Here is a 26264-nt window from a genome sequence, read left to right on the forward strand (position 1 = left end):
GATGCGCGGTGACACCGACACCGGAGAGTCGACTCGACGAGTACAAGAAGGAGAGCGAGTCGATCGCGATGAGCGTGGTCGGACTCATCCCGGCCGATCTGGAGCCGACGCTTGATACCGAGCTGGACTCGCGGGGGCAGGCGCCGCAGAACGGTGCCAGCACCGAAAAGCGTCCGGATGATGAGGCATGGTGGCAGACTCAGGCCTTCGTCAGTCTCGTGGAGCGAGAGGGCGCAGCGGCTGAGGCGATCGTCGCCGTGACGGAGGCCATGAAGTCAGATGGCTGGAAGGTGGAGCGCGTCCGAGAAACAGGCGAGGGTCGCACCGTCACCGAGGGCTTTCGTCGTGACGACTGGTATGTGGAGATCGCCTGGGTGCGGTCCGAACCGGGCAAGGTCGAGCGCTTCGACATCTCGGTGGTCAGCCCGACGACGGTGCGCGGAGACCATGACGACATCTCCTCCTGATCGACGCAGGGCAGAGGACCGTGCGTCGTGGTAGTGAGGCCATGAGTCGTCTCTGGGGTGCGCTGACGGTGCTTGCGGCGGCATGCTTCCTGGGAGGGTGTGCGATGACGACCGAGAGTCGACTCGAGGAGTATCAGGTGAAGGCGGAGGAGCTTGCGGCCGACATCGTGGGGATGATCCCGGCGGATCTCGCGCCGACGACGCCACCGGACGTCGAGTCACGAGGGAGGATGCTCCAGAACCCTGTCTCCGCCGAGCCGTCTGCGGAGGACTCCGTCTGGTGGCAGGTCGACACGTACGTCGAACCGGTCCAGCGCGAGGGGTCTTCTGAAGACGCGGCCAGGGCGATCGCCGCCGACCTGCTTGCAGACGGGTGGGAGCATACGGACGCGCGTGAGACGTCGGAGGGGCGACGGACAGCGGACGCCTACGGCAAGGACGACTGGTATGTCGAAGTCACCTGGGTTCGATCCGAGGAAGGCAAGTACGAGACGATCGAGATCGGCGTACTCAGTCCCCAGACGACGCGCGGTGACCACGACGAGATCCACTCCTGACCCCGGCGGGAATCCCTGAATCGGAGCATCGGGTTCCGTCGCCTAAAATCGATCCATGCGCGCCGCGGAGATCCAGGACGACCTTGCTCAGATCCTCGTCACAGAGGAGGAGATCCACGCCAAGCTCGACGAGCTCGCAGCGCAGGTCGCGAAGGACTACGAGGGCAAGGACCTGCTCCTCGTCGGTGTGCTCAAGGGCGCGGTCATGGTCATGGCGGACTTCGCGCGTGCCCTCCCGTTCCACGCCCCGATGGACTGGATGGCGGTGTCCAGCTACGGCGCGAGCACCAAGTCGAGCGGTGTAGTGCAGATCCGCAAAGACCTCGACACCGACCTGCACGGCAAGCACGTGCTCATCGTCGAGGACATCATCGACTCCGGTCTCACCCTCAGCTGGCTGCTGGAGAACTTCGGCTCGCGCGGAGCGGAGTCGATCGAGGTGCTGGCGCTGCTGCGCAAGCCCGAGGCGGCGAAGGTCGAGATCGACTGCAAGTACGTCGGCTTCGATATCCCGGTGGAGTTCGTGGTCGGCTACGGCCTCGACTACGCAGAGCGCTACCGCAATCTGCGCGACGTGGCCGTGCTCGCGCCGCACGTCTACAGCTGACGCCGCGCGGGCACGCTACGCCGTGGGTGAACGCACAGCGACCCCCTAGGGCGCGCGCGATACGCTGATCCGATCATGGATGTGAAGAAGCTCACCCGGAATCCGCTGATCTACGTCGCGCTGATCGGCGTGCTGCTCTTCGGTGGATTCCTGCTGATCTCGAATCTTGGTGCCCCCAAGCAGATCACGACCCAGGAGGGCCTCAAGCTCCTCTCCGGAACGACGGTCACCGAGGTCGTGAACACCGATGGGGACCAGCGCGTCGACATGACGCTGTCGAAGCCGTTCGAGGGCTCCGAGAACGTGCAGTTCTACTACGTCGACGCCCGCGCCGACGAGGTCGTGAAGGCGATCAACGAGGCGGCTCCGAAGGACGGCTTCAACGACGCCGTCCCGCGGGCGACCTGGTTCGACGGCTTCCTCTCTCTTCTCCTTCCCCTCGTGCTGCTCGGTCTGCTGTTCTGGTGGCTGCTGTCGTCCATGCAGGGCGGTGGCGGCAAGGTCATGCAGTTCGGCAAGTCCAAGGCGAAGCTCGTCAACAAGGAGACCCCGACGGTCACCTTCGCCGACGTGGCCGGCGCCGACGAGGCCATCGAGGAGCTCCACGAGATCAAGGAGTTCCTCCAGGATCCCGCGAAGTTCCAGGCGATCGGCGCCCGCATCCCGAAGGGCGTGCTCCTGTACGGCCCTCCCGGAACCGGTAAGACCCTCCTCGCCCGCGCTGTCGCCGGCGAGGCCGGGGCACCGTTCTACTCGATCTCCGGATCCGACTTCGTCGAGATGTTCGTCGGTGTCGGTGCCTCCCGCGTGCGCGACCTCTTCGGCCAGGCCAAGGAGAACGCTCCCGCCATCATCTTCATCGACGAGATCGACGCCGTCGGACGCCACCGCGGTGCCGGCATGGGCGGCGGCAACGACGAGCGCGAGCAGACCCTCAACCAGATGCTGGTCGAGATGGACGGCTTCGACCCGAACGCGAACGTGATCGTGATCGCGGCCACCAACCGCCCCGACATCCTCGACCCCGCACTGCTGCGCCCCGGACGCTTCGACCGTCAGATCGGTGTCGACGCCCCCGACCTCAAGGGTCGGCAGAAGATCCTCGAGGTGCACAGCAAGGGCAAGCCCCTCTCGAAGAACGTCGATCTCGAGGTCGTCGCCCGCAAGACGCCGGGCTTCACCGGAGCCGACCTCGCGAACGTGCTCAACGAGGCGGCCCTGCTCACGGCGCGCTCGAACGCCCAGCTGATCGACAACCGTGCTCTTGACGAGGCCATCGACCGTGTGATCGCCGGTCCGCAGCGTCGCACCCGCGTGATGCGCGACAAGGAGAAGCTGATCACTGCGTACCACGAGGGCGGTCACGCGCTCGCCGCCGCGGCGATGAACTACACCGACCCGGTGACCAAGATCACGATCCTGCCGCGCGGCAAGGCCCTCGGATACACGATGGTGCTGCCGCTGGACGACAAGTACTCGGTCACCCGCAACGAGCTGCAGGACCAGCTGACGTACGCCATGGGCGGCCGTGTCGCGGAGGAGATCGTCTTCCACGACCCGACCACCGGCGCCTCGAACGACATCGAGAAGGCGACGTCGATCGCCCGGAAGATGGTCATCGAATACGGCATGACCACCCAGCTCGGTCCGGTCAAGCTCGGTACCGAGGGCGGTGAGCCGTTCGCCGGTCGCGACATGGGTCGTGGCCGCGACTACTCCGAGACCATCGCCGAACGTGTCGACACCGAGGTGCGCGCTCTCATCGAGCAGGCGCACAACGAGGCGTACGAGGTCATCAGCGCGAACCGCGACATCCTCGACAAGCTCGCGCTCGCCCTGCTCGAGGAGGAGACCCTCGACCACAACCAGATCGCCGAGATCTTCACCGAGGTGAAGAAGCTGCCGGAGCGTCCGCTGTGGCTGTCGAGCGAGGGCCGTCCGGTGTCGGAGCGTCCCCCGATCGAGGTGCCGAAGAAGGATGTGTCGCTCGCGGCCTCGGTCGAGGCGCCGGCCAGCGCGCCCCGCACTCAGCAGGAATCGGCGGGAGCCGGCAAGCCGCGACCCGCGACGGCGTGACGTGGGTGTCGACAGGCAGCGCGTCGAGCGACTGACCCGCGAACTGCTCGAGGCGATCGGCGAGGACCCGGACCGCCCGGGGTTGAAGCAGACTCCGACGCGCATGGCCGAGCTGTACTCCGAGTTCTTCTCGGGCGTCGGCGAGGATCCGGCCGAGCCGCTCGCACGCACCATCAGCGTCTCGCGGGGACCCGCGCCCGACACGCTCCCCTCCGGAGCCGTGCTGCTGCGCGACATCCGATTCCGCTCGGTCTGCGAGCACCACCTGCTGCCCTTCGCCGGGCACGCGCACATCGCGTATCTGCCGGGGGAGCAGGTCGTGGGACTCGGGGCCCTCGTGCGGGTCGTGGAGATCCTCGCCGCGCGGCCGCAGGTGCAGGAGCGTCTCGGCGAGCAGATCGCCGACACGATCGCCGAGCACCTCGACACCCGCGGCGTTCTCGTCGTACTGGATGCCAGCCACGGCTGCGTCACGATGCGCGGGGGACGCCAGACCGAGGCGTCGACCCTCACGATCGCCGCACGCGGGGAGTACACGGACGCCGTCGCCCGCACCGAGCTGATCACGCTGATCGGCGCGTCGGCGGGGACAGCCCACGCATGACCGGCATCTGGGGCATCGTCAACGTCACCCCTGATTCGTTCAGCGATGGAGGACGTTACCTGCACGTCGACCAGGCGGTGGCGCACGGGCTGCGGCTCCGGGCCGAAGGCGCTGCCGTGCTCGATGTCGGCGGGGAATCGACCAGGCCGGGTGCGGAGCGTGTGGGCACCGCGGTCGAGCAGCAGCGGGTGATCCCCGTGATCGAGCAGCTGGTCGCTGCCGGCGTGCCGGTGAGTGTCGATACGCTCAGCGCCGAGACGGCCGCGGCCGCCGTGGCTGCGGGCGCGCGGATCGTGAACGACGTCTCCGGAGGACTCGCCGATCCCGAGATGCGCGCGGCGGTCGCCGAGTCCGGCGCCGACTTCGCGATCGGGCACTGGCGCGGCTTCTCCGCCGACATGTACGCGAAGGCCGAGTACAGCCGCGTCGCGCGCGAGGTCGCGGGCGAGCTGCAGGAGCGCATGGGGGAGGCCGCGGCGTCCGGCATCGCCCCGTCGCGGTTGATCGTGGATCCGGGCATCGGCTTCGCGAAGACGGGTCCGCAGAACTGGGATCTGCTGCGAGACCTCGACGAGATCGTCGCACTCGGTCCCCGGGTGCTGTTGGGGACATCGCGCAAGCGATTCCTGGCGGAGGCTCTGAGTCAGGACGCCGGACCGGACGCCGTCGTCGCCGAGGGGCGACGGGACCTCGCGACCGCCGTCACCAGTGCGCTCGCGGTCAGGGCAGGCGTCTGGGCGGTGCGCGTGCACGACGTGGCCGCCACGCGTGACGCGCTCGCGATCGCCCACGCCTGGGAAGGCTGAGGGCGTGTCGGGCGTCGCCCCTACGCTAGAGGCATGAGTTCCCTCGACGAGATCGTCCTCACGGGTCTGACCGTGTTCGGCCGTCACGGCGTGTACGAGCACGAGCGGGAGGACGGCCAGGAGTTCACGATCGACCTCCGTCTGCGCCTGTCCCTCGACCGCGCCGCGGCGACCGACGACGTGGTCGACACCGTGCACTACGGAGAGCTCGCCGAGAAGGTGGCTGCGGTCGTCGCCGGTGAGCCGGTCAACCTGATCGAGACCCTCGCCGAGCGGATCGCCGAGGTCGGCCTCGAGGATCACCGGGTGCAGCAGGTGACCGTGACCGTGCACAAACCGCATGCCCCGATCACCCTGAACTTCGCCGACGTGGCGGTCACGGTGCATCGAGGCCGCGTGACGACCGCCCGCGAGGAGGCGAGCGCATGAGCCGCAATCTGGCGAACCCGCCGGACCTTCCCGGTCCCCGCCCCGGACGACCGGAGACCGTCGCAGTCGTCGCCCTCGGAGCGAACCTCGGCGACCGCCACGACACGATCCGTGCGGCAGCCGAACGGATCGCGCGGCTGCCGTTGGTGAGCGACGTGCGGCTCTCGCGGCTGTTCGAGACCGTCGCCCTGCGCCTCGACGGCCCCGACCCCGAAGCCCCCGGCTACGTGAACGCGGTTGCTCTGGTCACGACGCGCCTCGCCCCTGAGATCCTCCTCGGCATGCTGCATGCGATCGAAGACGAGAACGGACGGGAACGCCGCGAGCGCTGGGGCGACCGCACGCTCGATCTCGACCTCATCGCGTACGGCGACGTGGTGTCGGACGAACCGCGCCTGCAGCTGCCGCATCCCCGTGCCGCCGAGCGGCTGTTCGTGCTCGATCCCTGGTTGGACGTCGACCCCGACGCGACGCTGACCGGGCATGGCCGTGTCGCCGAGCTCGCGGCCGAACTGCACGCACGGGGCGAGGGATGAGACGTACCTCGGTCGGTCTGCTCTTCGTTCTCGCGCTGCTCGCGGGCGGCGCCGGGTTCCTGCTCGACCACCTGCTCACGGCGGCGGGACGCGCCACCTTCACCCCGTCGCTGCTGCTGCCGGTACTGCTGCTCCTCATCGCCGCCGCCGCGCTGGGTGTCGCCTGGCCGGTGCGCCGCAGTGTGCGCTCCGGCATCCGGATCGACCCCTTCCGTGCGCTGAGGGCGGCGACGCTGGCCCGGGCGTCGAGCCTGGTGGGCGCGATCATGGCAGGGTTCGGCGCGGGACTCCTGGTCTTCCTCCTGTCTCGCCCCGTCGAACCACCGGTAGGGTCGACTGTGGCCATGCTGGCCCTGATCGCAAGCGCGATCGTCCTCGTGATCGCCGCGCTCGTCGCCGAACAGTTCTGCACCCTGCCGAAGGATCCTGATGACTCAGAACCCAGAGACCGCGCCCCTGAACCCGGCGGAGGGCACTGACCTCGGTGCCCTCGACCAGGGCACCTACACGCAGCTGCGCACGGCCCGCAACGAGGCCCGTCTCGAGCTCGACGGCACCTGGCACCAGATCTCGCCGCGCTACGTGGTGTCGCAGATCGTGCAGAACGTGATCTTCCTCGTGATCGTGCTGGCCGCGGCCGTGGTGCTGAACCTCGTGCTGCACGTGCCGTGGGTGTGGATCCCCGCCGGGATCATCGTGCTCATCACGCTGTTCGCGCTCATCATCCTGCCGCGCCAGGCGCGGGCCATCGGCTACATGCTGCGCGCCGACGACATCGTGTTCCGCAAGGGCATCCTGTGGCAGCGCATGATCGCCGTTCCCTACGGTCGCATGCAGCTCGTCGACATCACGCAGGGGCCGCTCGACCGCGGCTTCGGAATCGCCCAGCTCAAGATGGTCACGGCCGCCGCGACGACGGGCGTGCAGATCCCCGGCCTCACCCAGAACGCGGCGGAGGCGCTGCGCGACACCCTCATCCACGTCGCCGAGACCCGCCGGACCGGACTGTGAGCGCACCGCAGCTTCCCCCCTCGCCGAGCTCGCTGGCAGACGGCGACCCGTCCACGACGCTGGCGAACGGCGAGTGGCACCGGATGCATCCGCTCACCCCGCTCTTCAAGGGTGGGCTGGCGCTGATCGTGATCGCCGGAATCGTGATCGCCAACATGCGCGATCGTCTGATCACGTGGGCGGTCGAGCTCTTCACGCCCGAAGAAGCGCACTACGGCGACTACACCGGTGGCGACCCTGTCGACTGGGTGCTCTCGAACAACCTGATCCTGGTGGCGCTGCTCAGCGTGCTCGGGCTCGTGGTCGTGCTGATCCTCATCTTCTGGTTCATCTGGCGCTTCCAGCAGTTCCGGATCACCGGCGACCACGTCGAGGTCCGCAAGGGCATCATCTTCCGTTCGCACCGCCGCGCCCCGCTGGATCGCGTGCAGGGCGTCAACCTCACGCGGCCGTTCCCCGCTCGCATCATCGGTCTCGCGAAGCTCGAGGTCGTCGGCGCAGGCAACGACGCGAATGTCGACCTGGAGTACCTTGCCACTCCGCGGGCGGAGTCGGTGCGTGCCGACATCCTGCGACTGGCCTCGGGTGCACGCGCGGCACGCCACGCCACGCTGAACCCCGCTGCCGCGGGCGCGGAGGCCGCGGCACCGGCATCCGCACGTGCGCAGCTGGTCGGATCCGTGAATGCCGGAGTCACCGGGCTCATCACGGGCGTCGACCTCACCGACGTTGTTCCCGAGAGCGTCGTGAAGATCCCGACCGGGCGCCTCGTCGGGTCGCAGCTGATCTCCGGTGTGCTCTGGTTCCTGTTCTTCGCGGCGATCTTCGCGATCGCGATCGGCAGCGCCATGATCGGCATGTTCGCCGATGGGAACACGGGCGGCAGCGTGGTTCTGCTCGGACTCGGCCTCGGCATGGGCGTGCCGATGGTCATCGCGGTCGTCGGTATCACCTGGGCGCAGATCTCCAAGTCGCTGCGCTACTCGATCGCGCCGACTCCGGACGGCGTGCGCATCACCTACGGTCTCCTCACGACCGTGACCGAGACCCTCCCGCCCGGGCGCATCTTCGCCGTCGAGGTGTCGCAGTCGCTGCTGTGGCGTCCGTTCGGGTGGTGGACCATCAAGATCAACCGGATGAGCGGCAAGAGCGTCGCCGCGCAGTCCTCTGGAAGCGGGCAGCAGTTCAACGTCGTGCTGCCGGTCGGCAAGCGCGCCGACGTGGAACGCGTGCTCGGTCTGGTGCTTCCCGATGTGCCGGCGGCGAGCATCCCGGCACTGTGGGAGGACGGGATCGATGGGCCGGCCGAGGGCGACGCGTATCGCACGATGCCGCGCCGGGCGGGCTGGCGGCGGCCGTTCTCGTGGAAGCGTCACGGCTACCTGGTCACCGACTTCGGGCTGCTCCTGCGCCGGGGTGTGGTGTGGCGCAAGCTCGCGGTGTTCCCGCTGGCGCGTCTGCAGGGTGTGTCTCTCAGCCAGGGACCGATCGACCGCGCGCAGCAGGTATCGGGCGCACAGGTGCACACCGTTCCCGGTCCCATCACCGGGTACCTCTCGGGTCTGGAGCGCGCCGACGCGCTGGCGTTGATCGACGATGTCAGCCGGGCCGCAGCCGAAGCCGCGTCGCGCGACACGAGTCACCGGTGGAGCGAGCATGCTCCTATTGCCCCGGACCCGGCCGCACCGCCCGTAGCGCCGCCGCCGTACGCGGGGCCGGTGACGGGTGCGCCGGTTCCGCCGCCCTACACCGGGCCGGCGTCGGGTGCGCCGGTGCCACCGCCCTACACGGGGCCGGCTTCTGGAGCGCCCGCCGTTCCGCCGCCGTACACGGGCCCGGTGACGGGTGCTCCGGTTCCGCCGCCGTACACGGGGCCGGCGCCTGACGCCGTGGTGCCCGAGGCCGCGCCGTCGCCCGGCTCTCCTGCCGCGGCATCGCCGACGCCACCCCCTCCTCCGCCCGCACCGCCAGTGGCACCGCCCGCCTCGCAGGCCGTGTCACCGGTGTCTCCCCCGCCGCTGCCTCCGGTCGCTCCGCCGGCACCTTCCGCTCCACCCGCCCAGACGGAGGAGTGACGGTGGTGCGCGACGGACGTCTCGGCGTCGGCATCATCGGTGCGGGGCGCGTCGGACCGGTGGTGGGCGCGGCTCTCGGTGGCGCCGGGCACGCGGTGATCGGGATCACGAGCGGGTCCGATGATGAACGGGCCTCCGCGGTGCTGCCTGACGTGCCGGTGCTCGATGCGCGGGAGATCGTGCGGCGCGCCGAACTGGTGATCCTCGCGGTTCCGTCCGAGCAGCTGCCGTCACTGGTCGCGGGCATCGCCGAGGTGGGCGGCTGGCAGATCGGGCAGCTGGTGCTGCACACGGATCCCGCATATGGCATCGAGGTGCTGCGTCCGGCCGCTGAACGCGGTGCGATCCCGCTAGCCGTGCATCCGGCGATCACCTTCACGGGAACGTCGATCGACCTGCGACAACTGCAGGCCGGGTTCGCGGCGGTGACGGCACCTGCTGCCGTGCTGCCGATCGCCCAGGCTCTTGCCGTGGAGATGGGATGCGAGCCGATCGTGATCGCCGAGGGCGACCGTGCCGCGTACGCGGACGCGATCGCGACGGCGACCGAGTTCTCCCGGTCGATCATCGGACAGTCGACGGCGCGCTTGCGGGAGATCGGCGTCGAGAACCCCGGCGGCTACCTGTCGGCGCTGGTGCAGTCCACGGTCGAGCGGGCGTTGCGTGAGGCATCCGACGCACCTCCGCTGATCTGACCGGACGTCGCGAGGTCACGCACGGTATCGATGCAGGGCATCATCGCCCGCCCGAGAACCCACCGCCCCCTCCACCGCCGGAGAAGCCGCCGCCGAACGATCCGCCGGCACTCGACGACGAACCGGTGGACGGTGCGGAGTAGGTCGCCGCCGAGTGCGAGGAGGCGACGAACGACGCGAGCTGCACGCGCAGGGCGAAGGACGTCGGATCTCCGATCCAGGTCGGCCCCTGCTGCTCGTGGGTGTATGCCCGTTCGAGCACGTCGCCCCACTCGCGCTCCATGCCGAACAGCATCGCGTAGGGAAGGAGGTGCTCGTAGACGTGGATCACGTCGGCGGTGCCGTCCTGTCGGCGCTCGGCGCCCCGGTATGACTGCAGCATCCGCAGACGATCGGCATCGGCGACGCGGATGAACTCCTTCACCCCCTGCAGGTACTCGTAGGCGCGAGCGCCTTCGGCCGTGAGGACCGTGTGCTTCGAGAATCCGTAGATGCTCGACAGGAGCACGAGGAACGCGCCGAAAGAGACCGCGACGAGGGCGGGGGTCGAGGAGAGGCGCCCATCGACGGCGCCCGCGATGCCGATGGCCAGGCCGACTGCGGCGATGCCGATCGCGCACCACTGCAGGACGACAGCACCCCGGCTGCGCGCTTTCTCGGTGAGGCCGCGACTCGATGCCGCGCCGATCCCCCCTTGGGTGAGCGCCGTCATCCGTGCGGCGAACTCTTCGCTTGCCGCGGGGAGGTCGACGACGCCGTCCGCGTCCGCGTCGACGAACAGGGCGTCGAGAGCTGCGGCGTCGAGCGGGTCGGGGACGCGAGCCCCGGTGATCCGGCGCAGCCGCGGCTCCTCTGCTTCGGCTCCCTCCTCGATGCGGAGCATGCCCCGCACCGCGAGATGCACGATCTCCGCCGGGATCACGTCTTTGGCACCGGGGATCACCGCGGCGGCGACGAGGGGCGGCAGCGAATCGGGCACGTCGTACTGGGCGACGATGATGCCGGTCGCTGTCCTCCGTCTGCGTGCGAACGCGGACACCGCCGCCCAGCTCCCTGCGGAGAGTCCGAGCGCGCCGACTGCGGCGACCGCAGGGGCGATGTCCGTCACCACGTTCGGCGTGCGAGCAGGCGGCTGCGTGACGGTGCCCGGTTGGAAGCCGATGGCCACGGTCACCCCGTCGCTGGCGGCGCGCTGGCCCGACTCCACGTGGAAGGTGGCGGCACCGCCGTCGACGAGGGGACCCTGCAGATCGCAGTCGGTCGTCGATCCCGAAGGCCCCGAATAGCAGCGGGTGGCGCCGGTGAGGGCCGCGGTCATCTCGGCATCGAAGGCGATGTCTGCGCTGAATCTCTCGATCGGCTGCGTGCTGTCGAGGGGGAGGAGGTCCCAGTAGAACTCGTCCACCGACGTCGCGCCCGAGTCTTTCTGAGGCGTCGTCGCGAGGATCACGTCGCGCATCTCGTACTCGATCACATACGTGGTGAGACCGTGCACGTAGTCGTCGTCGCCGGTCAGCACATAGAGCAGGCCGTCATCCGTCTCGGTCTCATAGGGCACGTCGGCGCCGTTCTCGTCGGTCACCGAGAGGATGCGGGTCTCGGTGTCGGCGCCTTCGTATGAGGTGGGCAGGCCGCGGACGATGCCGCGGTTCTGGTCGACGTCCGGGAAGTGGGCGACCAGGGTCTCGGTCACGTGCATCCGTGCTCGACCGTCATCATCGAGGCCGACGCGGTACTCGGCGTCCCACGAGCTGTAGGAGAAATCGTCCACATCGCCCGACACCGCGCCGGGATGCTGCTGTGCGCTCGTCGCGACACCCGGTTCTGTCGCGACACCCGTTTCGGGCGCGGCCAGGGCGGCAGCCGGCGTGGCGATCGCGGCCACGGTGAGTACGAGAGCAGCGAACGCGCGGAGGAACCGTGTGTGGGCCATTCTTCGAGGCTACCCAGCGTGCGCCCAGGGGCGGCACTGCGCCTCGGTAAACTGGGGGAGACTTCCAAGGAGCCCCGCACATGACTGACGCGTCCGCCGCGCCCGAACCCGACTCGACCGACTCTTCCGACGAAGACGTCCATGAGCAGAAGGCCGTGCGCCTCGCCAAGCGCGAGCGTCTGATCGAGAAGCGCACGGATGCCGGTGGCGGAGCGTTCCCGGTGGCCGTGCCGGTCACGCACACGATCCCTGCATTGCGCGCCGAGTACGGCGAGCTCGAAGCGGGGGCTGAGACCGGCGTCGTCGTCGGCGTCGCCGGACGAGTGGTCTTCAGCCGCAACACCGGCAAGCTCTGCTTCGCCACTCTGCAGGCCGGGGACGGCTCGCGCATCCAGGCGATGATCTCCCTCGCGAACGTCGGCGAGGGGTCGCTGGCGGACTGGAAGGAGTATGTCGACCTGGGCGACCACGTCTTCGTGCACGGCGAGGTCATCTCCAGCCGCCGCGGCGAGCTGTCGGTCATGGCCGATGGCTGGGAGATCGCATCGAAGGCGATCCTCCCGCTCCCCAACGCCTACTCCGAGTTGAGCGAGGAAGGGCGGGTGCGCAGTCGCTACCTCGACCTGATCGTCCGCGAGCAGGCACGCACGACGGTCCGCGCCCGTGCTGCCGTGAACGCGAGCCTGCGTGCGACGTTCACGAGTCATGACTACCTCGAGGTCGAGACGCCGATGCTGCAGGTGCAGCACGGTGGGGCATCGGCTCGCCCGTTCATCACGCACTCGAACGCGTTCGACACCGAGCTGTATCTGCGCATCGCACCCGAGCTCTACCTGAAGCGCGCTGTCGTGGGTGGTATCGAGCGCGTCTACGAGATCAACCGCAACTTCCGCAACGAGGGCGCGGATTCCACGCACAGCCCCGAGTTCGCGATGCTCGAGGCCTACCAGGCGTACGGCGACTACAACCAGATGACCGCTCTCACCCAGGAGCTCGTGCAGAATGCGGCGGTCGCCGTCGCCGGTTCCACGACCGTGACGTGGGCCGATGGCACCGAGTACGACCTCGGCGGCGAGTGGGACCGCATCTCGATGTACGAGTCGCTCTCCGCCGCGTCCGGTCGCACCGTGACCCCGCAGGATGCGGTCGAGGACCTCATCGCGTTCGCCGAGGCGAACGGGGTGGATCTTCCGCCGCAGGCCACGCACGGCAAGCTCGTCGAGGAGCTGTGGGAGCACTTCGTGAAGGGCGACCTGGTGCGCCCGACGTTCGTCATGGACTTCCCGGTCGACACCTCCCCCCTGGTCCGCGAGCACCGCTCGATCGATGGTGTCGTGGAGAAGTGGGACCTCTACATCCGCGGGTTCGAGCTCGCGACGGGCTACTCCGAGCTCGTCGACCCCGTCATCCAGCGTGAGCGCTTCGTCGAGCAGGCGAAGCTCGCCGCCCGCGGAGATGTCGAGGCGATGCCCGTCGATGAGGAGTTCCTGCGGGCGCTCGAACACGGCATGCCGCCGTCTGGTGGCATGGGCATGGGCATCGATCGTCTGCTGATGGCGATCACCGGGCTCGGTATCCGCGAGACGATCCTCTTCCCGCTCGTCAAGTAGCCCTCGGCGGCAGGGGGTCACGCCGCCGAGCCCCGTCGAAACGCCCACTCCGGGAGAAGCGCGCTGCCGATCATGGTCTCCAGCAGCGCGGCGAGCGAGTAGTGCGGGTCGATGTCGCGCACCAGCTCGAGGTAGTGGCCGGCGTGCGTGGCGCGCCCCAGCGCCCACGACAGCCACGCTGCCGCGGTGAGGGGCGCGGGTCGAACGGCTCGGGGTGCTCTGGCGGCCGCTTCGCGCACGACCGAGAGCGCTTGGCGCAGCCGCTCGGTGTCGGGTACAGGACCCTGCCCGAGGAAGACCCGTCCCAGGTCGTCGGGAACCATCTCCCCGGACATCGCGAACGCGGTCTGCGCGTCGAGCGTGCGCATGCCGCCCGTGAGGTCCGTCGCCCACTGCGCGATCGCGACGTCACGCAGCAGCGGCTGCTCCAGGCACCACAGGAGCGCCGCCGTCGCGAAGGGCGGCAGGGCGTCGGGCGAGGCGAGCACGGACTCGAACAACGCGGGGATGTCTTCCAGGAGCACGAGCGCCGCGATCAGCTGCGGGTTCTCGCGGCCGGTCAGTCTTCCGCATCCCTTCCGGTCGAGCGCGGCGGAGAGTTCGAGAGCTGCTCGGGCCACCCGTTCCTTCTCGGCGAGATCGACGGCGGGAAGCACAGCGCCGGAGGACTGATCACCGGAGACATCGGCATCGGTCGGCAGATCCGCCGGGCGACGGATCTGCGCGAGGGGGTGGAGTCCGGGGTCGACCTCGATGTAGCTCGACCATCCGGACGGCGTCACGCAGAGCGCATCGACCACGCGAAGCCCGGCATCCTCTGCGCATCCCAGCACCTCGTCGACCGCGACGGCGTGCGGGAGCACGAGTCCGTCACGCGTGCCGTGGGCCTCGTCGGCTGTGTACACGACCGCCGCCAGCGCGTCGGTCCCGGTGACCCGAGCCACGAGGCCGACCGCGGCATCCGCATACGCCTCGAGGTCGGTCTCGTCATCGGGGAGATCGAGACGCATCGCCCCATCCGTGCGGGTGCCGCGGAAGGGGAGGAGCACGATGCTCTCGCGCGGGGTGAAGCCGGCGAGAGCGGGCACGATGCTGAGGAAGTCGGCGGAGTCGGTGGCGCGGAGAACTGTGGTCATGCAGAGAGTGTGATCGAACGCGCGCGAGATCGAGGGCGAAAGGGGCTCCTGTGGACGCACTTCCTGAGAAGCCGGGAATGTGGACGAACAGTCGCTCGCGTACGATAGAGGCATGGAGAACATCTGGGTCGCCGTGGCATGGTCGCTCCTGCCGACCGTCGGGGTGAGCATCGTGTTCTTCCTCGTGGTTCGCGGCATCCTCCGCTTCGATCGCACCGAACGCAAGGTGCACGCGCAGATCGAAGCCGAGGAGCGTGCGGCGCGAGGTCTCCCCCCACGCGCCTGAGTCGCACCCATCCGCTACTGTGAAGCCAGCGCACCGCCTCCGGTGCGCGTCGGATGTGACGGTCACTGCGGTGGCGAGGGAGCGCGATGACTGCCGAGACCTGGGCATGGTGGGTCGCCGCCTTCCTCGTGGTGCTCGACATCATCATCCGCGTGACGGCGATCATCGTCATTCCGCGCAATCGCCGCCCCACCGCCGCGATGGCCTGGCTCCTGGCGGTCTTCTTCATCCCGTTCGTCGGGGTCTTCCTCTTCCTCGTGATCGGCAACCCGCGTCTCCCGCGTGCGCGCCGCCGGAAGCAGGACCAGATCAACGAGTACATCGCCGAGACCAGCGAGCACCTGCACTTCGGAACGCTGCGTCCGCACGCGCCAGCCTGGTTCGGCCCGATCGTGCAGATGAATCAGCGGCTCGGCGCGCTGCCGTTGTCGGGCGACAACGGTGCTCACCTGATCTCCGACTACCAGGAATCGCTCGACGAGATGGCCGAGGCCATCCGCACGGCACAGGACTACGTGCACGTGGAGTTCTACATCCTGCAGTCGGACGACTCGACCGACAACTTCTTCCGCGCGCTGGAAGAGGTGTCCGCACGCGGTGTCGAGGTGCGCGTCCTGCTCGATCACTGGGCGAACCGCGGCAAGCCCCGCTACAAGCAGACCCTCGCGCGGCTCAACGCGATGGGCGCCGATTGGCACCTGATGCTCCCGGTGCAGCCTCTCAAGGGCAAGATGCAGCGCCCCGACCTGCGCAACCACCGCAAGCTCCTCGTCGTCGACGGCAACGTCGCCTTCCTCGGGTCGCAGAACATCACCGACTCGACGTACAACCTCAAGAAGAACATCAAGCGCGGCCTGCACTGGGTCGACCTCATGGTCCGCATCGATGGACCCGTCGTGCTGAGCGTGAACGCGATCTTCGTCGCCGACTGGTACAGCGAGACCGACACCGTGCTCGAGGGCATCGACATCGCCCACGCGAACATCGGCTCCGGCGACCTCGACTGCCAGGTGGTGCCCTCGGGCCCCGGTTTCGAGGTCGAGAACAACCTCCGTCTCTTCCTCGGCCTGCTGTATGCGGCCAAGAAGAAGATCATGATCGTGAGCCCCTACTTCGTCCCTGACGAGGCGTTGCTGCTCGCGGTGACCGCCGCGGTCGATCGAGGGGTGCAGGTCGAGCTGTTCGTCTCGGAAGAGGGCGATCAGGCGATGGTCTACCACGCGCAGCGCAGCTATTACGAGGTGCTGCTCAAGGCGGGCGTGCGCATCTGGATGTACCGCAAGCCGTACATCCTGCACACGAAGACGCTGACGATCGACGAGGAAGTCGCCGTGATCGGGTCCAGCAACATGGACATGCGCTCCTTCGGCCTCAACCTCGAGGTGTCGATGCTGGTGCGCGGCGAGGAGTTCGTCGCCGAGATGCGCGAGGTCGAGGACAAGTACCGCTCGCTCAGCCGCGAGCTCACCCTGGAGGAGTGGATGCAGCAGCCGCTGCGCTCCACTGTGCTCGACAACCTCGCCCGCCTCACGTCTGCATTGCAGTAGTCGCCGCGGGCTATCCCGTCGACAGACGCTGCCGCTACCCTGTGAGCATGACCTCCGCCCTTCGTCCTCTCGTCTCCGTCGTCGGTCTCGTCGCCGCCGTGCTCCTCGTGGCAGGATGCACGGCGGGGCCGGGATCCGACACCCCGACCAGCTCGCCCGCACCGAGCGCCGGCGGTATCGACGACCAGAACGACTTCGAGGGTGCCCTGCTCGACGACGGCCGCATGTTCGCGGTTGTCACGATGGGATCGTCGACGTGTGTGCCGCAGGTCGACGAGGTCTCGGCTGACGGACAGACCGTGTCTGTGACGCTGGTCGAGCCGGCGAGCACCGACGGCACCGAGAAGGCCTGCACCGCCGACTTCGCCCCGCGGGCGAGCATCGGTGCACTGCCGGAGGGCGTCGATCCGACGAAGGACATCACGCTGAACGTCACCTACGGCGACCTCACCGATGACGTCGACCTCGACGGCGACCCCGCGGCGACCGGCACCCCGGGAACCTCGACGGAGTACCAGCCCACCGCCGGCTGGTTCGACGACGGTGGTCTCGTGCTGCTGACGTGGGGCTCGTCCACGTGCATTCCCGTCGTCGAATCGCTCGAGGGCTCCGGGAACGCCGGAACGGCGACGTTCGTGACGGACGAGAACCAGGTCTGCACGATGGACATGGTCCCGCGTGCGACGCTGCTGTCCTTCGGGGATGACGCGGTCGACGACGATGCGACCTTCACCCTGACGCTGGTCGGCGGCGGTCTCGACGGCACGGTCGAGGTGCGCTGACAAGCTCTAGCGAGATCTCGGGATACCGCGATTCTTCGTCAGCAGAATGTTGACAGTGGTCCAGAGCGCGAGTGTACTTTCCTCTATGGAAAAGTCACCCTCGGCGCGCGAGCAGCTGCGCATAATCAAGCATGCTCGTGTGGCCGCCGTCGAGAGAACCCGCGCGCCGATGTGGTTGCATCTCGTGACAGCGCTCGTTCTCGGCTCAGCGACGGTAGCGGTTCTTCTCCTACCCGGCGTCGCGAAGGGACTTGCGGTTCTCGCAATGGCAATCGCGATGGCCGTGTTGGAAGGTGTTCGTCGGAGGCTTCTCGGAGCACGCGTGACAGAACTCCACCGTGGGCGTTCATCGACGATCATCGTGTCGATCTTCGCGATTGCCACCGTCGCCGCGTTGGTCGCCGGGTGGGTGCTTGCGGATCTTCTTGATTCGGTATGGACGAGTTGGCTTACGGGCGGCGTCGTCGCGTTGCTCGTGGCGTCGGGCGGAGTGATGTTCGACCGGGCTCGGAGGCGGGCCGCAACTCGTGACTAGTTCAGAACCCCATCTGGCCGATTCTCTCAACGAGATCATCCACCATCCGCGGCGGCTGGCACTCCTCGCGTACCTTACGGAATGCGACGATGTGGAGTTTGGGGTGCTCCGCGACATGCTTCAGATCAGTGATTCCTCTTTGAGTAAGCACCTCTCTACGCTGAGAGAGGCAGGGTATGTCAGTGTCGCCAAGGCTCCGGTCCCTGGTGCTGTGCACACCTGGGTAACCTGCACGAACTAAGGCCGGAAGGCCTTCGTCGTCTACGTGGGCCGTCTGCGAGAGATAGTCGGCCTCTAGGCAGGTCGCTGTCGAGCCGAAGCCCCGAAGTCGCCTGTCTAGTCGCCCGATGTCACGCCTTGCAGGATGCGTACACGCCGATCCCGCCGACGGCAACAGATGCCACATACCGCAAGGTCCATGCAGGACTCAGGATCGTGAGTACTCCGCCCGCCACCGCGAGCAGACAGCCCTCGGCTTTGACGTTCGCAATCGCCCCGTTTCCGTCATAGGCAAGGCGGTACACGGCGAGCTGTCGACCGTTGAGGTACTTCTGCAAGTACGAACCCTTGCAGTTGGTGAGGGGCTCGCCGTCTCGCATCGAGTATGTGTTCCCGGTCGTCAACACGCACACCCACTCGTACTGACCAGTCGGGGAAGCCCCGCTGCTCATGGCGACACTTCCGGCTGAGAGCGCATTCTCGAGTCGTGGCGCAATCGGTGTTGCGGGGGCAGACGCTCCACCGAGCACGATCGTGAGGGCAAGCAACGTTGCAGCGGCCTTTTTCATTTTCCGTCCTTCCGTCGGACCGCAGTTCCAACCTGCGGTGTCTGCGACGGTACGTACTGACCAACAGGTTAGGTAACTCACATGTTACGTACCGTGCCCTGACCGGCCGTGCAGCCCGTATGTTCGACCGCAGGCGGTCACGAAGGGGTGAGTTGATGAGTTCAGCGGGAAGAGCGGCACGGCACACGGCCCTGCGAGCATTGCGAACGACCGTTGCGGCCACGGGTGAACTTAACGCCGCGCCAGATATCGTGGAAGCTGCGATTTGCTGCTTCGACGAACTCGGGTATGAGCAGACGAGTTTCAGCCGTATCGCTGAGATCGCCGGCACTTCGAAGTCGCTCGTCACATACTTCTTCCCGACGAAACGCGCGCTCGCGGGCACGATCGTCGATCTCGCCTATCCAGGCGGTGTATTCATGGGAGCCAAGCGCACCGAGAATGACCCGCTGGACGCCATCGTGAGCGTGGCAGAGCAGGTCGCCGAGAGCATACTTCACAATCCGCTTGCGAGAGTCGCGCTCATGCTGGTCGAGCAACAGTCCTCTGCGCCGCACTTGGCGGCGGGCAAGTTCAGCGGATGGATCGCGCGACTGACGGATTACCTCGAAGAAGCGCAGTCCAAGGGCCTGGTCTCGTCGAGAATCGACGCTTCCAGGGAGGCGAAGTACCTCCTTTGTGGTGTCGTCGGGCTTGTCGAACTTGCGCGAGGCACGGACGCCTACCTGCGGCTCGTCGAAGATGCGGTTCAACTCACGCGCGACCGTTTGGATCGTGTAGCGCGCCGGAAACGATGTGATCCCCTTCGCGGCAGCACAGCCTGACGCGAACCTGACGCCTCGTGCTCAGAGGATGTGCACGGGGTGGCCGGGTGGCAGCGCCAGTAGGAGGGCCCCCGGATCGGCCCGACAGGTGATCCGCACGGCACTGCCGAACTCGTCGCCGTCGAGCTCGATCGGTGTCGGTTCGGGCGCAGCCGCCTCGGCCGCTGCGCCGTGGAAGTAGTGCATCGACGCGTTCTTGCCACGACGTGCCAGCACCCTGCGGCCCGCGCGGAACCGCTGGAGAACCGAGTTGTCCCACCAGATCTTGCGCCAGACCCCGATCCACCCGAGCACCCCGGTGGGCTGGATGACGGCGATGTCGAGCGCGGCATCCGTGATGGAGGCCTCCGGGATCAGCGCGATGCGCGCGGGGAGCGTGCCGCAGTTCGCGAACAACAGGCTGTAGACTTTGTGCGAATGCAGCCGGCCTTCGTCGACCTGGTACACGGCGCGGAAGGGCTTCGCGCGGGGGAGCGAGCGCGCGGCACCGTCGACGTACGCGATCCATCCCCACGACTTCTTCAGGTCTGAGCGGGTGTTCGCGATCATGTCGGCATCGAGACCCATCCCGGCCAAGACGACGAACGCGTGCTCGGCCTCGTCACCGTTCTCTCGGGTCAGTCGCGCCCAGCCGATGTCGATCGGATGCCGGAAGCCGCCGAGTGCCGCGCGGATCATCTCCGAAGGATCCCCCAGCGGCAAGCCGAGGTTGCGCGCGAGGAGGTTGCCGGTCCCGCTCGGCAGGATCGCCAGGGGGACTCCGGTGTTCGCGATCGCCTCCGACACGGCCCGCACCGTTCCGTCGCCACCCGCCACGAGGACGACATCGACGCCCCGGGCGAGAGCGTGCGCGGTGGCCTCCTGCCCTGCATCCTCGACCGTCGTCGGGTAGAACGCCGGATGCTCCCAACCGGCTTCGCGCGACAGATCGCGCACCGTGGCGCGGAGGTGACGACCATCCACCTTGATCGGGTTGTAGACGAGCGCCGCCTGTCGCTGCCGAGGGGCGGTGGTGGTCATGGCGCTACTCTAAACCGCGATGTGGTCGAGATCGCTCATCGGATGCGACTCCGGCCGGGCGTGAGGAGAGGAGGGGGTATGGCTCGTTCCACCGACGATGCGGCCAGGGAGACGCTCGCCGCGTTGATCGAGACGGAACCCGACCGCCTCCGTCGCCGCAGCATCTCCCTCGGGGTGCCCATCGTCGACGCCGAGGATGCCGCCCAGACGTCACTGCTGCGTGCGTGGCGATCCGTCGCGCACCTCGATGCGCCGGAGCCGGGCCGGGTGTGCGCCTGGCTGGACGCGATCGCACGGAACGTCGCGATCGACCTCGCTCGTCAGCGCGCCCGCCGACCGCAGGCCGAACTGGATGATGACATCGCGGGGGAGCAGGCGGGCGTCGTCGACGAGGTCGAGATCCGCGTCTTCCTCGATGGTGCGCTGCAGGCCCTGCACGCCCTGCCCGACACGCTGCGGGAGCCGCTGCTGCTGTCCGTCGTCGAAGGCCTCCCCGCCGAGGCGGTGGCGCGGCGACTCGGGATCACGCCCGCGGCCGCACGACAGCGGATATCGCGCGCCCGCAAGGAGCTGAACGCGTGCCGCAGCGCCGGGATGGAGGAGAGTTGAGGAGAGCCGGGCGCGATGCCGGCTCCCCTCCGTCGACTCAGACGGTGCCGAACGGGTTGTCGACCACGTAGCGCCAGCCGTGCTCCTCGTCGTGCACGGCGACATCGGCGGTGGTGCCCGCGAGAGCAACCGCGGAACCATCGGGCGCGATGCCGGTGATCGTCCAGTCGGCGATCGCGAGCCCCGTGCCCGCCGCCTCGAAGACGTGTCGCACGGTCATCGTGATCGGCAGGTTCAGCCCGAGGAACTGTTCGAGCGCGCCGCGGACGGATTCGGTACCGGTCACGGGAGTCCCCGGTGCCGGGACGAAGACGACGTCGGCGGTGTTCAGCGCCATCAAGCCGTCGAGATCGCGGGCGTTGAATCGGTCGGCGAAGGCCAGGTTGAGCTGGTCGAGCGAGGTGACGGGGGTGTTCATGGTGTCCTTTCGCGGGCCGATCCGATACCGGCCATCGCAGAGGAAGACGACGCAGGCAGGGAAGTGTGACATGCAGGTGTGGATTCCACTCGCCGTTCCCGGCCGACCGCCCCCGCTTCGTGCGAACCACCCCTTTGCGCGCGTCTGTACGGGGGTTGTTCGGGAGCAAGGGGGCCGGTCGGCGCGTCGCCGCGGCACCGTAGACTTGGTGGATGATCGACCTCGCACTCCTCCGCGACAATCCGGAGATCGTCCGCCGTTCGCAGGCTGCTCGTGGAAACGACCAGAGCACCGTCGACGTCGCACTCGAGGCCGATCGATCGCGCCGCGCGGCGCTCGCCGCGTTCGAGGAGTTGCGGGCCGAGCAGAACGCCTTCGGCAAGCAGGTCGCGAAGGCGCCCAAAGAGGAGAAGGCCGCACTCGTGGCGCAGGCGAAGGACCTCGCCGACCGCGTGAAGCAGGCCCAGCATGCGGCGAACGAGGCGGGGGACGCGGCGGCGGCCGCTCTCGCCCGGATCGAGAACGTCGTGATCGACGGAGTCCCTGCCGGAGGCGAGGCCGACTTCGTCGAACTGCGTCGGGTGGGCGACGTCCCCGCCTTCGACTTCGAGCCGAAGGATCACCTCGAGCTCGGCGAGCTCCTGGGCGCGATCGACATGGAGCGCGGCGCCAAGGTGTCGGGCGCACGCTTCTACTTCCTGCGCGGCATCGGGGCGCGCCTCGAGATCGCGCTGATGAACCTCGCCCTCGACAAGGCACTGCAGAACGGGTTCGTGCCGCTGATCACCCCGACCCTGGTGCGGCCGGAGATCATGCAGGGCACCGGCTTCCTCGGCGAGCACGCCGACGAGGTGTACCACCTCGACAAGGACGACGACCTCTACCTGGTCGGCACCAGCGAGGTCGCCCTCGCCGGTTATCACAAGGACGAGATCCTCGACCTCGCCGACGGCGCCCTCCGCTACGCCGGTTGGTCGACCTGCTACCGCCGCGAGGCCGGCTCGCACGGCAAGGACACCCGCGGGATCATCCGCGTGCACCAGTTCAACAAGCTGGAGATGTTCGTCTACACGACCGCGGAGGACGCTGAGGCGGAGCACCTGCGCCTCGTGGCCCTGCAGGAGGAGATGCTGACCTCGCTCGGCCTCGCCTACCGGGTGATCGACGTCGCCGCAGGAGACCTCGGATCGAGCGCCGCCCGCAAGTACGACATCGAGGCCTGGGTTCCCACGCAGGGGGCGTTCCGCGAGCTCACCTCGACGTCGAACTGCACGACCTACCAGGCGCGCCGACTCGACGTGCGCCACCGCCCGGCCGTCGACACGGCGGACGCTCCCGCGCAGGGGACCGCGAAGACGCAGCACGTCGCCACGCTCAACGGCACCCTGGCAACGACCCGCTGGATCGTCGCTCTGCTCGAGACCCACCAGCAGGCCGACGGCTCGGTGCGCGTGCCCGAGGTGCTGCGCCCGTACCTCGGCGGCCTCGACGTGATCCACCCGCTCGCCGCCGGAAAGGCGACGCGGTGACGGCACCCTGGCTGGTCGGACTCGACGTCGACGGGACGATCCTGCTGCAGGACGAGACCATGAGCCCCGGCGTGCCCGAGGCCATCGCCCGAGTGCGCGACGCCGGTCACATGGTGACCATCGCCACGGGCCGCAGCTGGATGGGAACCCGGCGCTACGTCGAAGAGCTCGGGCTCACGGCCGACTACGTGGTGTGCTCCAACGGCGCCGTGACGATGCGTCGCACGGGTGACGGCTGGGAGCGCTGGAACGTCGAGACGTTCGACCCCACTCCCGTGCTCGGGCTGTTGCGCGATCGCCTGCCCGAGGCGCGCTACATGGTCGAGCTCGCCTCCGGGCAGCGGCTCTACACCGAGCAGTTGGACGACTGGACGCTCGACGGCGGTCGGCAGGTCGACTTCGACGAACTCGGCGTGCTGCCGGTCTCGCGCATCGTGGTGGTGTCGCCCGGACATGACGAGGACGACTTCCACCGGCTCGTGGCGGACGCCGGGCTCAACGAGGTCTCGTATGCGATCGGCTGGACCGCGTGGCTGGACATCGCCCCGCAGGGCGTCGACAAGGGCACGGCCCTCGAGCGGGTGCGCACCGAGCTCGGGCTCGCCGAGGAGCAGGTGCTCGTGGCTGGCGATGGACGCAACGACATCGGGATGTTCGGCTGGGCGCGTGCGCTGGGCGGGCGTGCAGTGGCCATGGGTCAGGCTCCGGACGAGGTGAAGGATGCGGCGGGCGAGGTGACCGGAGACGTCGCAGACGGTGGTCTCGCGCAGGCGCTCGACACGCTTCCAGCCCCCGCCCAGGTCAACGCGGGAGAATAGAACTCGGCTAGACTCACGCCTTGTCGACAGATGCGTCTGTCGAGGAGGGTTGTCCGAGTGGCCGATGGAGCTGGTCTTGAAAACCAGTGGGCAGAGATGTCTCGTGGGTTCGAATCCCACACCCTCCGCATACCGAGCACGGTGATCACGCACCGCGGCTGAATCCGAAAGGGCCCGAGTGAGCGACACCCCCCGCCGCCGCCGTACCATCGCGCGACACGGTCAGCAGCACACGCCCGGTCCGATCAGCCAGCTGCTGAAGTTCATCGGCATCGGCCTGGCCGTGGTCCTCGTCAGCGGGCTCGGCGTCGGCGCGTACATCTTCAACGATCTGAGCGGTACTGTGGCGGCTCACGCCGTCGAGATCGAGGATCAGCCCGTCGTCCCCCCGAACATCGGAGAGTACAAGGGCGGCTTCAACCTCGTGCTCGCGGGCGTCGACACCTGCGAGGCGGCGTACGCGCAGTACTTCGGCGAGCGCTGCTCCGGCAAGGACGCGGAGGGCAATCTCAATGACGTGAACCTGCTCGTGCACGTGTCGGACGCGCCCCGCCGCATCACCGTGGTGAGCTTCCCGCGCGACCTCATGATCCCGATCCCCGCGTGCGAGGACGAGAACGGCAAGACGCATTCCGCCATGAGCAAGCAGCCGCTCAACTCGGCGTACACCGACGGCGGACTGAACTGCGTCGTGAAGACGATCTCGCAGCTCACCGGCCAGGAGATCATGTTCTCTGCGGCCGTCACGTTCGGCGGTGTGATCGAGATCACGAATGCGATCGGCGGCGTCGACGTGTGCCTCGCGAACCCGATCAAGGACGGCTACACCGGCCTTGACATGGCGGCGGGAAACCACACCATCCAGGGACTCGAGGCGCTGCAGTTCCTGCGCACCCGGCACGGCGTCGGCGACGGCAGCGACCTGGGTCGCATCGGCAACCAGCAGCAGTACATGTCGAGCCTCGCCCGCAAGCTCATCAGCGGTGAAGTGCTCGGCAACGTGCCGACCATGTTCAAGCTCGCGAACGCCGGCATCCAGAACCTCAAGCCGAGCGAATCGCTCGCCGACCCGATGACGATCGTGCAGATCGCGCTCGCGGTGAAGTCGGTGCCGTTCGAGGACATCGTCTTCGTGCAGTACCCGACGGGAACCGACCCCGCCAACCCGAACAAGGTGGTGCCGAACCTGTCGGCCGCCTCTGCGCTGTGGGACGCGATCGAGGCGAACGCGCAGCTGCAGATCACGCACGAGAACAACAAGAACGACGGCGTCGTGGTGCAGGAGCCGACGACTCCGGTCGAGCCGACCACCCCCGATCCCAATGCGACGCCGGATCCGACCGCGACGCCGGACAACGTCGTGGCGCTGCCGAACGCGATCAAGGGCAACTCCGCCGCGCAGGTGACCTGCTCCAACGGCAACGTCCGCTGAGTCGTCGCGCAACTCGCTTGCGCAATCTTGCAAGGATTTGCGTACACTGACCCCATGTCGAAGCGACTGGCCGAGGTGGCCCGCAAGGTCGGAGTGAGTGAGGCCACGGTCAGCCGTGTGCTTAACGACAAGCCCGGTGTCTCGGATGCCACCCGGCAGGCGGTGCTGACCGCGCTCGATGTGCTCGGGTACGAGCGGCCGACGAAGCTGCGGGGCGAGCGCGCGCGCCTGGTCGGACTGGTGCTCCCCGAACTGCAGAACCCGATCTTCCCGGCGTTCGCCGAGATCGTCGGCGGCGCCCTCACGCAGAACGGCTACACACCGCTGCTGTGCACGCAGAACGCCGGCGGAGTGACCGAGTCCGACTACGTCGACCTGCTCCTCGCACAGCAGGTGTCCGGGGTGATCTTCCTCGGGGGGAACTACACCCAGGCTGACGCCGCGCACGAGCACTATGAGCGGCTGCGGCAGGTGAACCTGCCGACCGTGCTCGTCAACGCCCGCGTGCCGGAGTTGCACTTCGCCACGATCTCCACCGACGACGCGGCGGCGGCAGAGCAGGCGATGCTGCACGTGCATCAGCTGGGGCATCGCCGGATCGGGCTGCTGCTGGGGCCGCAGGATCACGTGCCGTCACAGCGCAAGCTCGACTCCGCGCGCCGGCTGCTGGAATCTCTCGGGACGCCGCTGGAGGACGACCTGGTGGTGCGGGGGATGTACTCGCTGGAGTCCGGCCAGGCCGGGGCGTCGCGCCTGATCGCCGCCGGTGCGACCGCGATCGTGTGTGCCAGCGACCCGCTGGCCCTGGGCGCCGTGCGCGCGGCGCGGCGGGCCGGTCTCTCGGTGCCGGGGGATGTGAGCATCGTCGGCTTCGACGACTCCGCGCTCATGAGCTGCACGGAGCCCCCGCTCACCACCGTCCGTCAGCCGATCGAGTCGATGGGGCGCGCGGTGATCGCGCTGCTGCTGGCTCAGATCGCCGGTACAGCGCAGCCGAGCGACGAGCTGCTGTTCGAGCCGGAGCTCGTCCTGCGCGCGTCGACGGGCCCGCTGGCCTGATCGCGGATGCTCCCGGTCTCGGGACCGGTCCATTCTCGCGCACGCAAATCATCGTAATTTTCCAACATCTTGTTT

General features: G+C 68.2%; 29 protein-coding genes and 1 tRNA gene. 25 read left to right on the plus strand and 5 right to left on the minus strand.

The window, feature by feature from the left end:
- Positions 1–8 precede the first annotated feature (8 nt).
- The 12 genes from WFM69_RS06115 (at position 9) to WFM69_RS06170 (ending at position 9863) form a co-directional block, all read left to right on the plus strand.
- Complete coding sequence (locus WFM69_RS06115; RefSeq protein ID WP_337002717.1) at positions 9–467, plus strand: hypothetical protein; 459 nt, start codon at positions 9–11, stop codon at positions 465–467.
- A 104-nt stretch (positions 468–571) separates the two neighbouring features.
- Positions 572–1024, plus strand: a complete 453-nt coding sequence (locus WFM69_RS06120) for a hypothetical protein (RefSeq protein ID WP_337002719.1) — start codon at positions 572–574, stop codon at positions 1022–1024.
- Positions 1025–1079: 55 nt separating this feature from the next.
- Positions 1080–1631 (plus strand): hypoxanthine phosphoribosyltransferase, encoded by a 552-nt coding sequence (hpt, locus tag WFM69_RS06125; protein ID WP_337002721.1) that lies wholly within the window; start codon positions 1080–1082, stop codon positions 1629–1631.
- A 75-nt stretch (positions 1632–1706) separates the two neighbouring features.
- Positions 1707–3707 carry an ATP-dependent zinc metalloprotease FtsH gene (gene ftsH / locus WFM69_RS06130; protein WP_337002723.1) on the plus strand — a complete coding sequence of 667 codons (2001 nt, stop codon included), beginning with the start codon at positions 1707–1709 and terminating at the stop codon, positions 3705–3707.
- 1 nt (position 3708) lies between these two features.
- Positions 3709–4311 carry a GTP cyclohydrolase I gene (gene folE / locus WFM69_RS06135; RefSeq protein ID WP_337002725.1) on the plus strand — a complete coding sequence of 201 codons (603 nt, stop codon included), beginning with the start codon at positions 3709–3711 and terminating at the stop codon, positions 4309–4311.
- Complete coding sequence (folP, locus tag WFM69_RS06140; RefSeq protein WP_337002726.1) at positions 4308–5117, plus strand: dihydropteroate synthase; 810 nt, start codon at positions 4308–4310, stop codon at positions 5115–5117. The genes folE and folP overlap by 4 nt, the downstream gene beginning before the upstream one ends.
- A 33-nt stretch (positions 5118–5150) precedes the next feature.
- Positions 5151–5546: a dihydroneopterin aldolase gene (folB, locus tag WFM69_RS06145; protein WP_337002728.1), complete on the plus strand. Its 396-nt coding sequence runs from the start codon at positions 5151–5153 to the stop codon at positions 5544–5546.
- Positions 5543–6082: a 2-amino-4-hydroxy-6-hydroxymethyldihydropteridine diphosphokinase gene (gene folK, locus WFM69_RS06150; RefSeq protein WP_337002730.1), complete on the plus strand. Its 540-nt coding sequence runs from the start codon at positions 5543–5545 to the stop codon at positions 6080–6082. Before folB ends, folK begins: the two co-directional genes overlap by 4 nt.
- Complete coding sequence (locus WFM69_RS06155; RefSeq protein ID WP_337002732.1) at positions 6079–6561, plus strand: DUF3180 domain-containing protein; 483 nt, start codon at positions 6079–6081, stop codon at positions 6559–6561. Before folK ends, WFM69_RS06155 begins: the two co-directional genes overlap by 4 nt.
- Complete coding sequence (locus tag WFM69_RS06160) at positions 6512–7093, plus strand: PH domain-containing protein (protein ID WP_337002734.1); 582 nt, start codon at positions 6512–6514, stop codon at positions 7091–7093. Before WFM69_RS06155 ends, WFM69_RS06160 begins: the two co-directional genes overlap by 50 nt.
- Entirely contained in the window at positions 7090–9168 is a 2079-nt protein-coding gene (locus WFM69_RS06165) for a PH domain-containing protein (RefSeq protein WP_337002736.1), read from the plus strand. Before WFM69_RS06160 ends, WFM69_RS06165 begins: the two co-directional genes overlap by 4 nt.
- Before the next feature lie 2 nt (positions 9169–9170).
- On the plus strand, positions 9171–9863 hold the full coding sequence (locus WFM69_RS06170; protein WP_337002738.1) for a DUF2520 domain-containing protein: 693 nt from the start codon (positions 9171–9173) through the stop codon (positions 9861–9863).
- Positions 9864–9903: 40 nt separating this feature from the next.
- Here the strand turns inward: WFM69_RS06170 and WFM69_RS06175 are convergent, their stop codons facing one another.
- Positions 9904–11796 carry a DUF2207 domain-containing protein gene (locus WFM69_RS06175; RefSeq protein WP_337002741.1) on the minus strand — a complete coding sequence of 631 codons (1893 nt, stop codon included), beginning with the start codon at positions 11794–11796 and terminating at the stop codon, positions 9904–9906.
- An 80-nt stretch (positions 11797–11876) separates the two neighbouring features.
- Here WFM69_RS06175 and lysS point away from each other — a divergent pair, with 80 nt between their 5' ends.
- Positions 11877–13406: a lysine--tRNA ligase gene (lysS, locus tag WFM69_RS06180; RefSeq protein ID WP_337002743.1), complete on the plus strand. Its 1530-nt coding sequence runs from the start codon at positions 11877–11879 to the stop codon at positions 13404–13406.
- 17 nt (positions 13407–13423) lie between these two features.
- Here the strand turns inward: lysS and WFM69_RS06185 are convergent, their stop codons facing one another.
- A complete protein-coding gene (locus tag WFM69_RS06185) occupies positions 13424–14542 on the minus strand; it encodes a DUF4192 family protein (protein ID WP_337002745.1) in 1119 nt (372 codons plus the stop codon).
- 112 nt (positions 14543–14654) lie between these two features.
- Here WFM69_RS06185 and WFM69_RS06190 point away from each other — a divergent pair, with 112 nt between their 5' ends.
- From WFM69_RS06190 to WFM69_RS19415, 5 genes are all read left to right on the plus strand, one after another.
- Entirely contained in the window at positions 14655–14828 is a 174-nt protein-coding gene (locus WFM69_RS06190) for a hypothetical protein (RefSeq protein WP_337002747.1), read from the plus strand.
- Positions 14829–14914: 86 nt separating this feature from the next.
- Positions 14915–16375: a cardiolipin synthase gene (cls, locus tag WFM69_RS06195; RefSeq protein WP_337002749.1), complete on the plus strand. Its 1461-nt coding sequence runs from the start codon at positions 14915–14917 to the stop codon at positions 16373–16375.
- 47 nt (positions 16376–16422) lie between these two features.
- Positions 16423–17157, plus strand: coding sequence for a hypothetical protein (locus WFM69_RS06200; protein WP_337002751.1), 735 nt, complete (start codon positions 16423–16425; stop codon positions 17155–17157).
- A gap of 139 nt (positions 17158–17296) precedes the next feature.
- Positions 17297–17692 (plus strand): hypothetical protein, encoded by a 396-nt coding sequence (locus WFM69_RS06205; protein ID WP_337002753.1) that lies wholly within the window; start codon positions 17297–17299, stop codon positions 17690–17692.
- On the plus strand, positions 17685–17933 hold the full coding sequence (locus WFM69_RS19415) for a transcriptional regulator (RefSeq protein WP_442928364.1): 249 nt from the start codon (positions 17685–17687) through the stop codon (positions 17931–17933). Before WFM69_RS06205 ends, WFM69_RS19415 begins: the two co-directional genes overlap by 8 nt.
- A 109-nt stretch (positions 17934–18042) precedes the next feature.
- Here WFM69_RS19415 and WFM69_RS06210 read toward each other — a convergent pair whose 3' ends face one another.
- On the minus strand, positions 18043–18480 hold the full coding sequence (locus WFM69_RS06210) for a hypothetical protein (RefSeq protein ID WP_337002755.1): 438 nt from the start codon (positions 18478–18480) through the stop codon (positions 18043–18045).
- A gap of 251 nt (positions 18481–18731) precedes the next feature.
- Here WFM69_RS06210 and WFM69_RS06215 point away from each other — a divergent pair, with 251 nt between their 5' ends.
- A complete protein-coding gene (locus WFM69_RS06215; protein ID WP_337002756.1) occupies positions 18732–19304 on the plus strand; it encodes a TetR/AcrR family transcriptional regulator in 573 nt (190 codons plus the stop codon).
- A 21-nt stretch (positions 19305–19325) separates the two neighbouring features.
- On the opposite strand, the gene WFM69_RS06220 is transcribed toward WFM69_RS06215, so the two are convergent.
- Positions 19326–20324, minus strand: coding sequence for a diacylglycerol/lipid kinase family protein (locus tag WFM69_RS06220; protein WP_337002758.1), 999 nt, complete (start codon positions 20322–20324; stop codon positions 19326–19328).
- Between the two features lie 78 nt (positions 20325–20402).
- On the opposite strand from WFM69_RS06220, the gene WFM69_RS06225 reads away from it, so the two are divergent.
- Positions 20403–20933, plus strand: coding sequence for an RNA polymerase sigma factor (locus WFM69_RS06225; RefSeq protein WP_337002760.1), 531 nt, complete (start codon positions 20403–20405; stop codon positions 20931–20933).
- Between the two features lie 37 nt (positions 20934–20970).
- Here WFM69_RS06225 and WFM69_RS06230 read toward each other — a convergent pair whose 3' ends face one another.
- Entirely contained in the window at positions 20971–21351 is a 381-nt protein-coding gene (locus tag WFM69_RS06230; RefSeq protein WP_337002762.1) for a YybH family protein, read from the minus strand.
- 212 nt (positions 21352–21563) lie between these two features.
- Between WFM69_RS06230 and serS the strand changes: the two genes are divergently transcribed.
- The 5 genes from serS (at position 21564) to WFM69_RS06255 (ending at position 26189) form a co-directional block, all read left to right on the plus strand.
- The gene (gene serS, locus WFM69_RS06235) at positions 21564–22880 is read left to right on the plus strand and encodes a serine--tRNA ligase (protein WP_337002764.1); all 1317 of its coding nucleotides are present in this window, start codon (positions 21564–21566) and stop codon (positions 22878–22880) included.
- Positions 22877–23698, plus strand: coding sequence for an HAD family hydrolase (locus tag WFM69_RS06240; protein ID WP_337002765.1), 822 nt, complete (start codon positions 22877–22879; stop codon positions 23696–23698). Before serS ends, WFM69_RS06240 begins: the two co-directional genes overlap by 4 nt.
- Before the next feature lie 43 nt (positions 23699–23741).
- Positions 23742–23826 (plus strand) — tRNA-Ser (locus WFM69_RS06245).
- A 50-nt stretch (positions 23827–23876) separates the two neighbouring features.
- Positions 23877–25130, plus strand: a complete 1254-nt coding sequence (locus WFM69_RS06250; protein WP_337002766.1) for an LCP family protein — start codon at positions 23877–23879, stop codon at positions 25128–25130.
- Between the two features lie 54 nt (positions 25131–25184).
- Positions 25185–26189: a LacI family DNA-binding transcriptional regulator gene (locus tag WFM69_RS06255; RefSeq protein ID WP_337002767.1), complete on the plus strand. Its 1005-nt coding sequence runs from the start codon at positions 25185–25187 to the stop codon at positions 26187–26189.
- Positions 26190–26264: the final 75 nt, after the last annotated feature.

This window comes from Microbacterium sp. LB12 (assembly GCF_037150835.1).
In the GTDB taxonomy this organism is placed as follows: Bacteria; Actinomycetota; Actinomycetes; order Actinomycetales; family Microbacteriaceae; genus Microbacterium.

Bases quoted from the DNA above. Each gene is read 5' to 3' on its own strand.
- folB (WP_337002728.1), top strand. From the start codon at position 5,151: ATGAGTTCCCTCGACGAGATCGTCCTCACGGGTCTGACCGTGTTCGGC.
- WFM69_RS06225 (WP_337002760.1), top strand. From the start codon at position 20,403: ATGGCTCGTTCCACCGACGATGCGGCCAGGGAGACGCTCGCCGCGTTG.
- serS (WP_337002764.1), top strand. From the start codon at position 21,564: ATGATCGACCTCGCACTCCTCCGCGACAATCCGGAGATCGTCCGCCGT.
- WFM69_RS06185 (WP_337002745.1), bottom strand. From the start codon at position 14,542: ATGACCACAGTTCTCCGCGCCACCGACTCCGCCGACTTCCTCAGCATC.
- ftsH (WP_337002723.1), top strand. From the start codon at position 1,707: ATGGATGTGAAGAAGCTCACCCGGAATCCGCTGATCTACGTCGCGCTG.
- cls (WP_337002749.1), top strand. From the start codon at position 14,915: ATGACTGCCGAGACCTGGGCATGGTGGGTCGCCGCCTTCCTCGTGGTG.
- WFM69_RS06190 (WP_337002747.1), top strand. From the start codon at position 14,655: ATGGAGAACATCTGGGTCGCCGTGGCATGGTCGCTCCTGCCGACCGTC.
- folP (WP_337002726.1), top strand. From the start codon at position 4,308: ATGACCGGCATCTGGGGCATCGTCAACGTCACCCCTGATTCGTTCAGC.
- WFM69_RS06230 (WP_337002762.1), bottom strand. From the start codon at position 21,351: ATGAACACCCCCGTCACCTCGCTCGACCAGCTCAACCTGGCCTTCGCC.
- WFM69_RS06200 (WP_337002751.1), top strand. From the start codon at position 16,423: ATGACCTCCGCCCTTCGTCCTCTCGTCTCCGTCGTCGGTCTCGTCGCC.
- hpt (WP_337002721.1), top strand. From the start codon at position 1,080: ATGCGCGCCGCGGAGATCCAGGACGACCTTGCTCAGATCCTCGTCACA.
- WFM69_RS06175 (WP_337002741.1), bottom strand. From the start codon at position 11,796: ATGGCCCACACACGGTTCCTCCGCGCGTTCGCTGCTCTCGTACTCACC.
- WFM69_RS06160 (WP_337002734.1), top strand. From the start codon at position 6,512: ATGACTCAGAACCCAGAGACCGCGCCCCTGAACCCGGCGGAGGGCACT.
- WFM69_RS06155 (WP_337002732.1), top strand. From the start codon at position 6,079: ATGAGACGTACCTCGGTCGGTCTGCTCTTCGTTCTCGCGCTGCTCGCG.
- WFM69_RS06220 (WP_337002758.1), bottom strand. From the start codon at position 20,324: ATGACCACCACCGCCCCTCGGCAGCGACAGGCGGCGCTCGTCTACAAC.
- WFM69_RS06120 (WP_337002719.1), top strand. From the start codon at position 572: ATGACGACCGAGAGTCGACTCGAGGAGTATCAGGTGAAGGCGGAGGAG.
- lysS (WP_337002743.1), top strand. From the start codon at position 11,877: ATGACTGACGCGTCCGCCGCGCCCGAACCCGACTCGACCGACTCTTCC.
- WFM69_RS06255 (WP_337002767.1), top strand. From the start codon at position 25,185: ATGTCGAAGCGACTGGCCGAGGTGGCCCGCAAGGTCGGAGTGAGTGAG.
- folK (WP_337002730.1), top strand. From the start codon at position 5,543: ATGAGCCGCAATCTGGCGAACCCGCCGGACCTTCCCGGTCCCCGCCCC.
- WFM69_RS06210 (WP_337002755.1), bottom strand. From the start codon at position 18,480: ATGAAAAAGGCCGCTGCAACGTTGCTTGCCCTCACGATCGTGCTCGGT.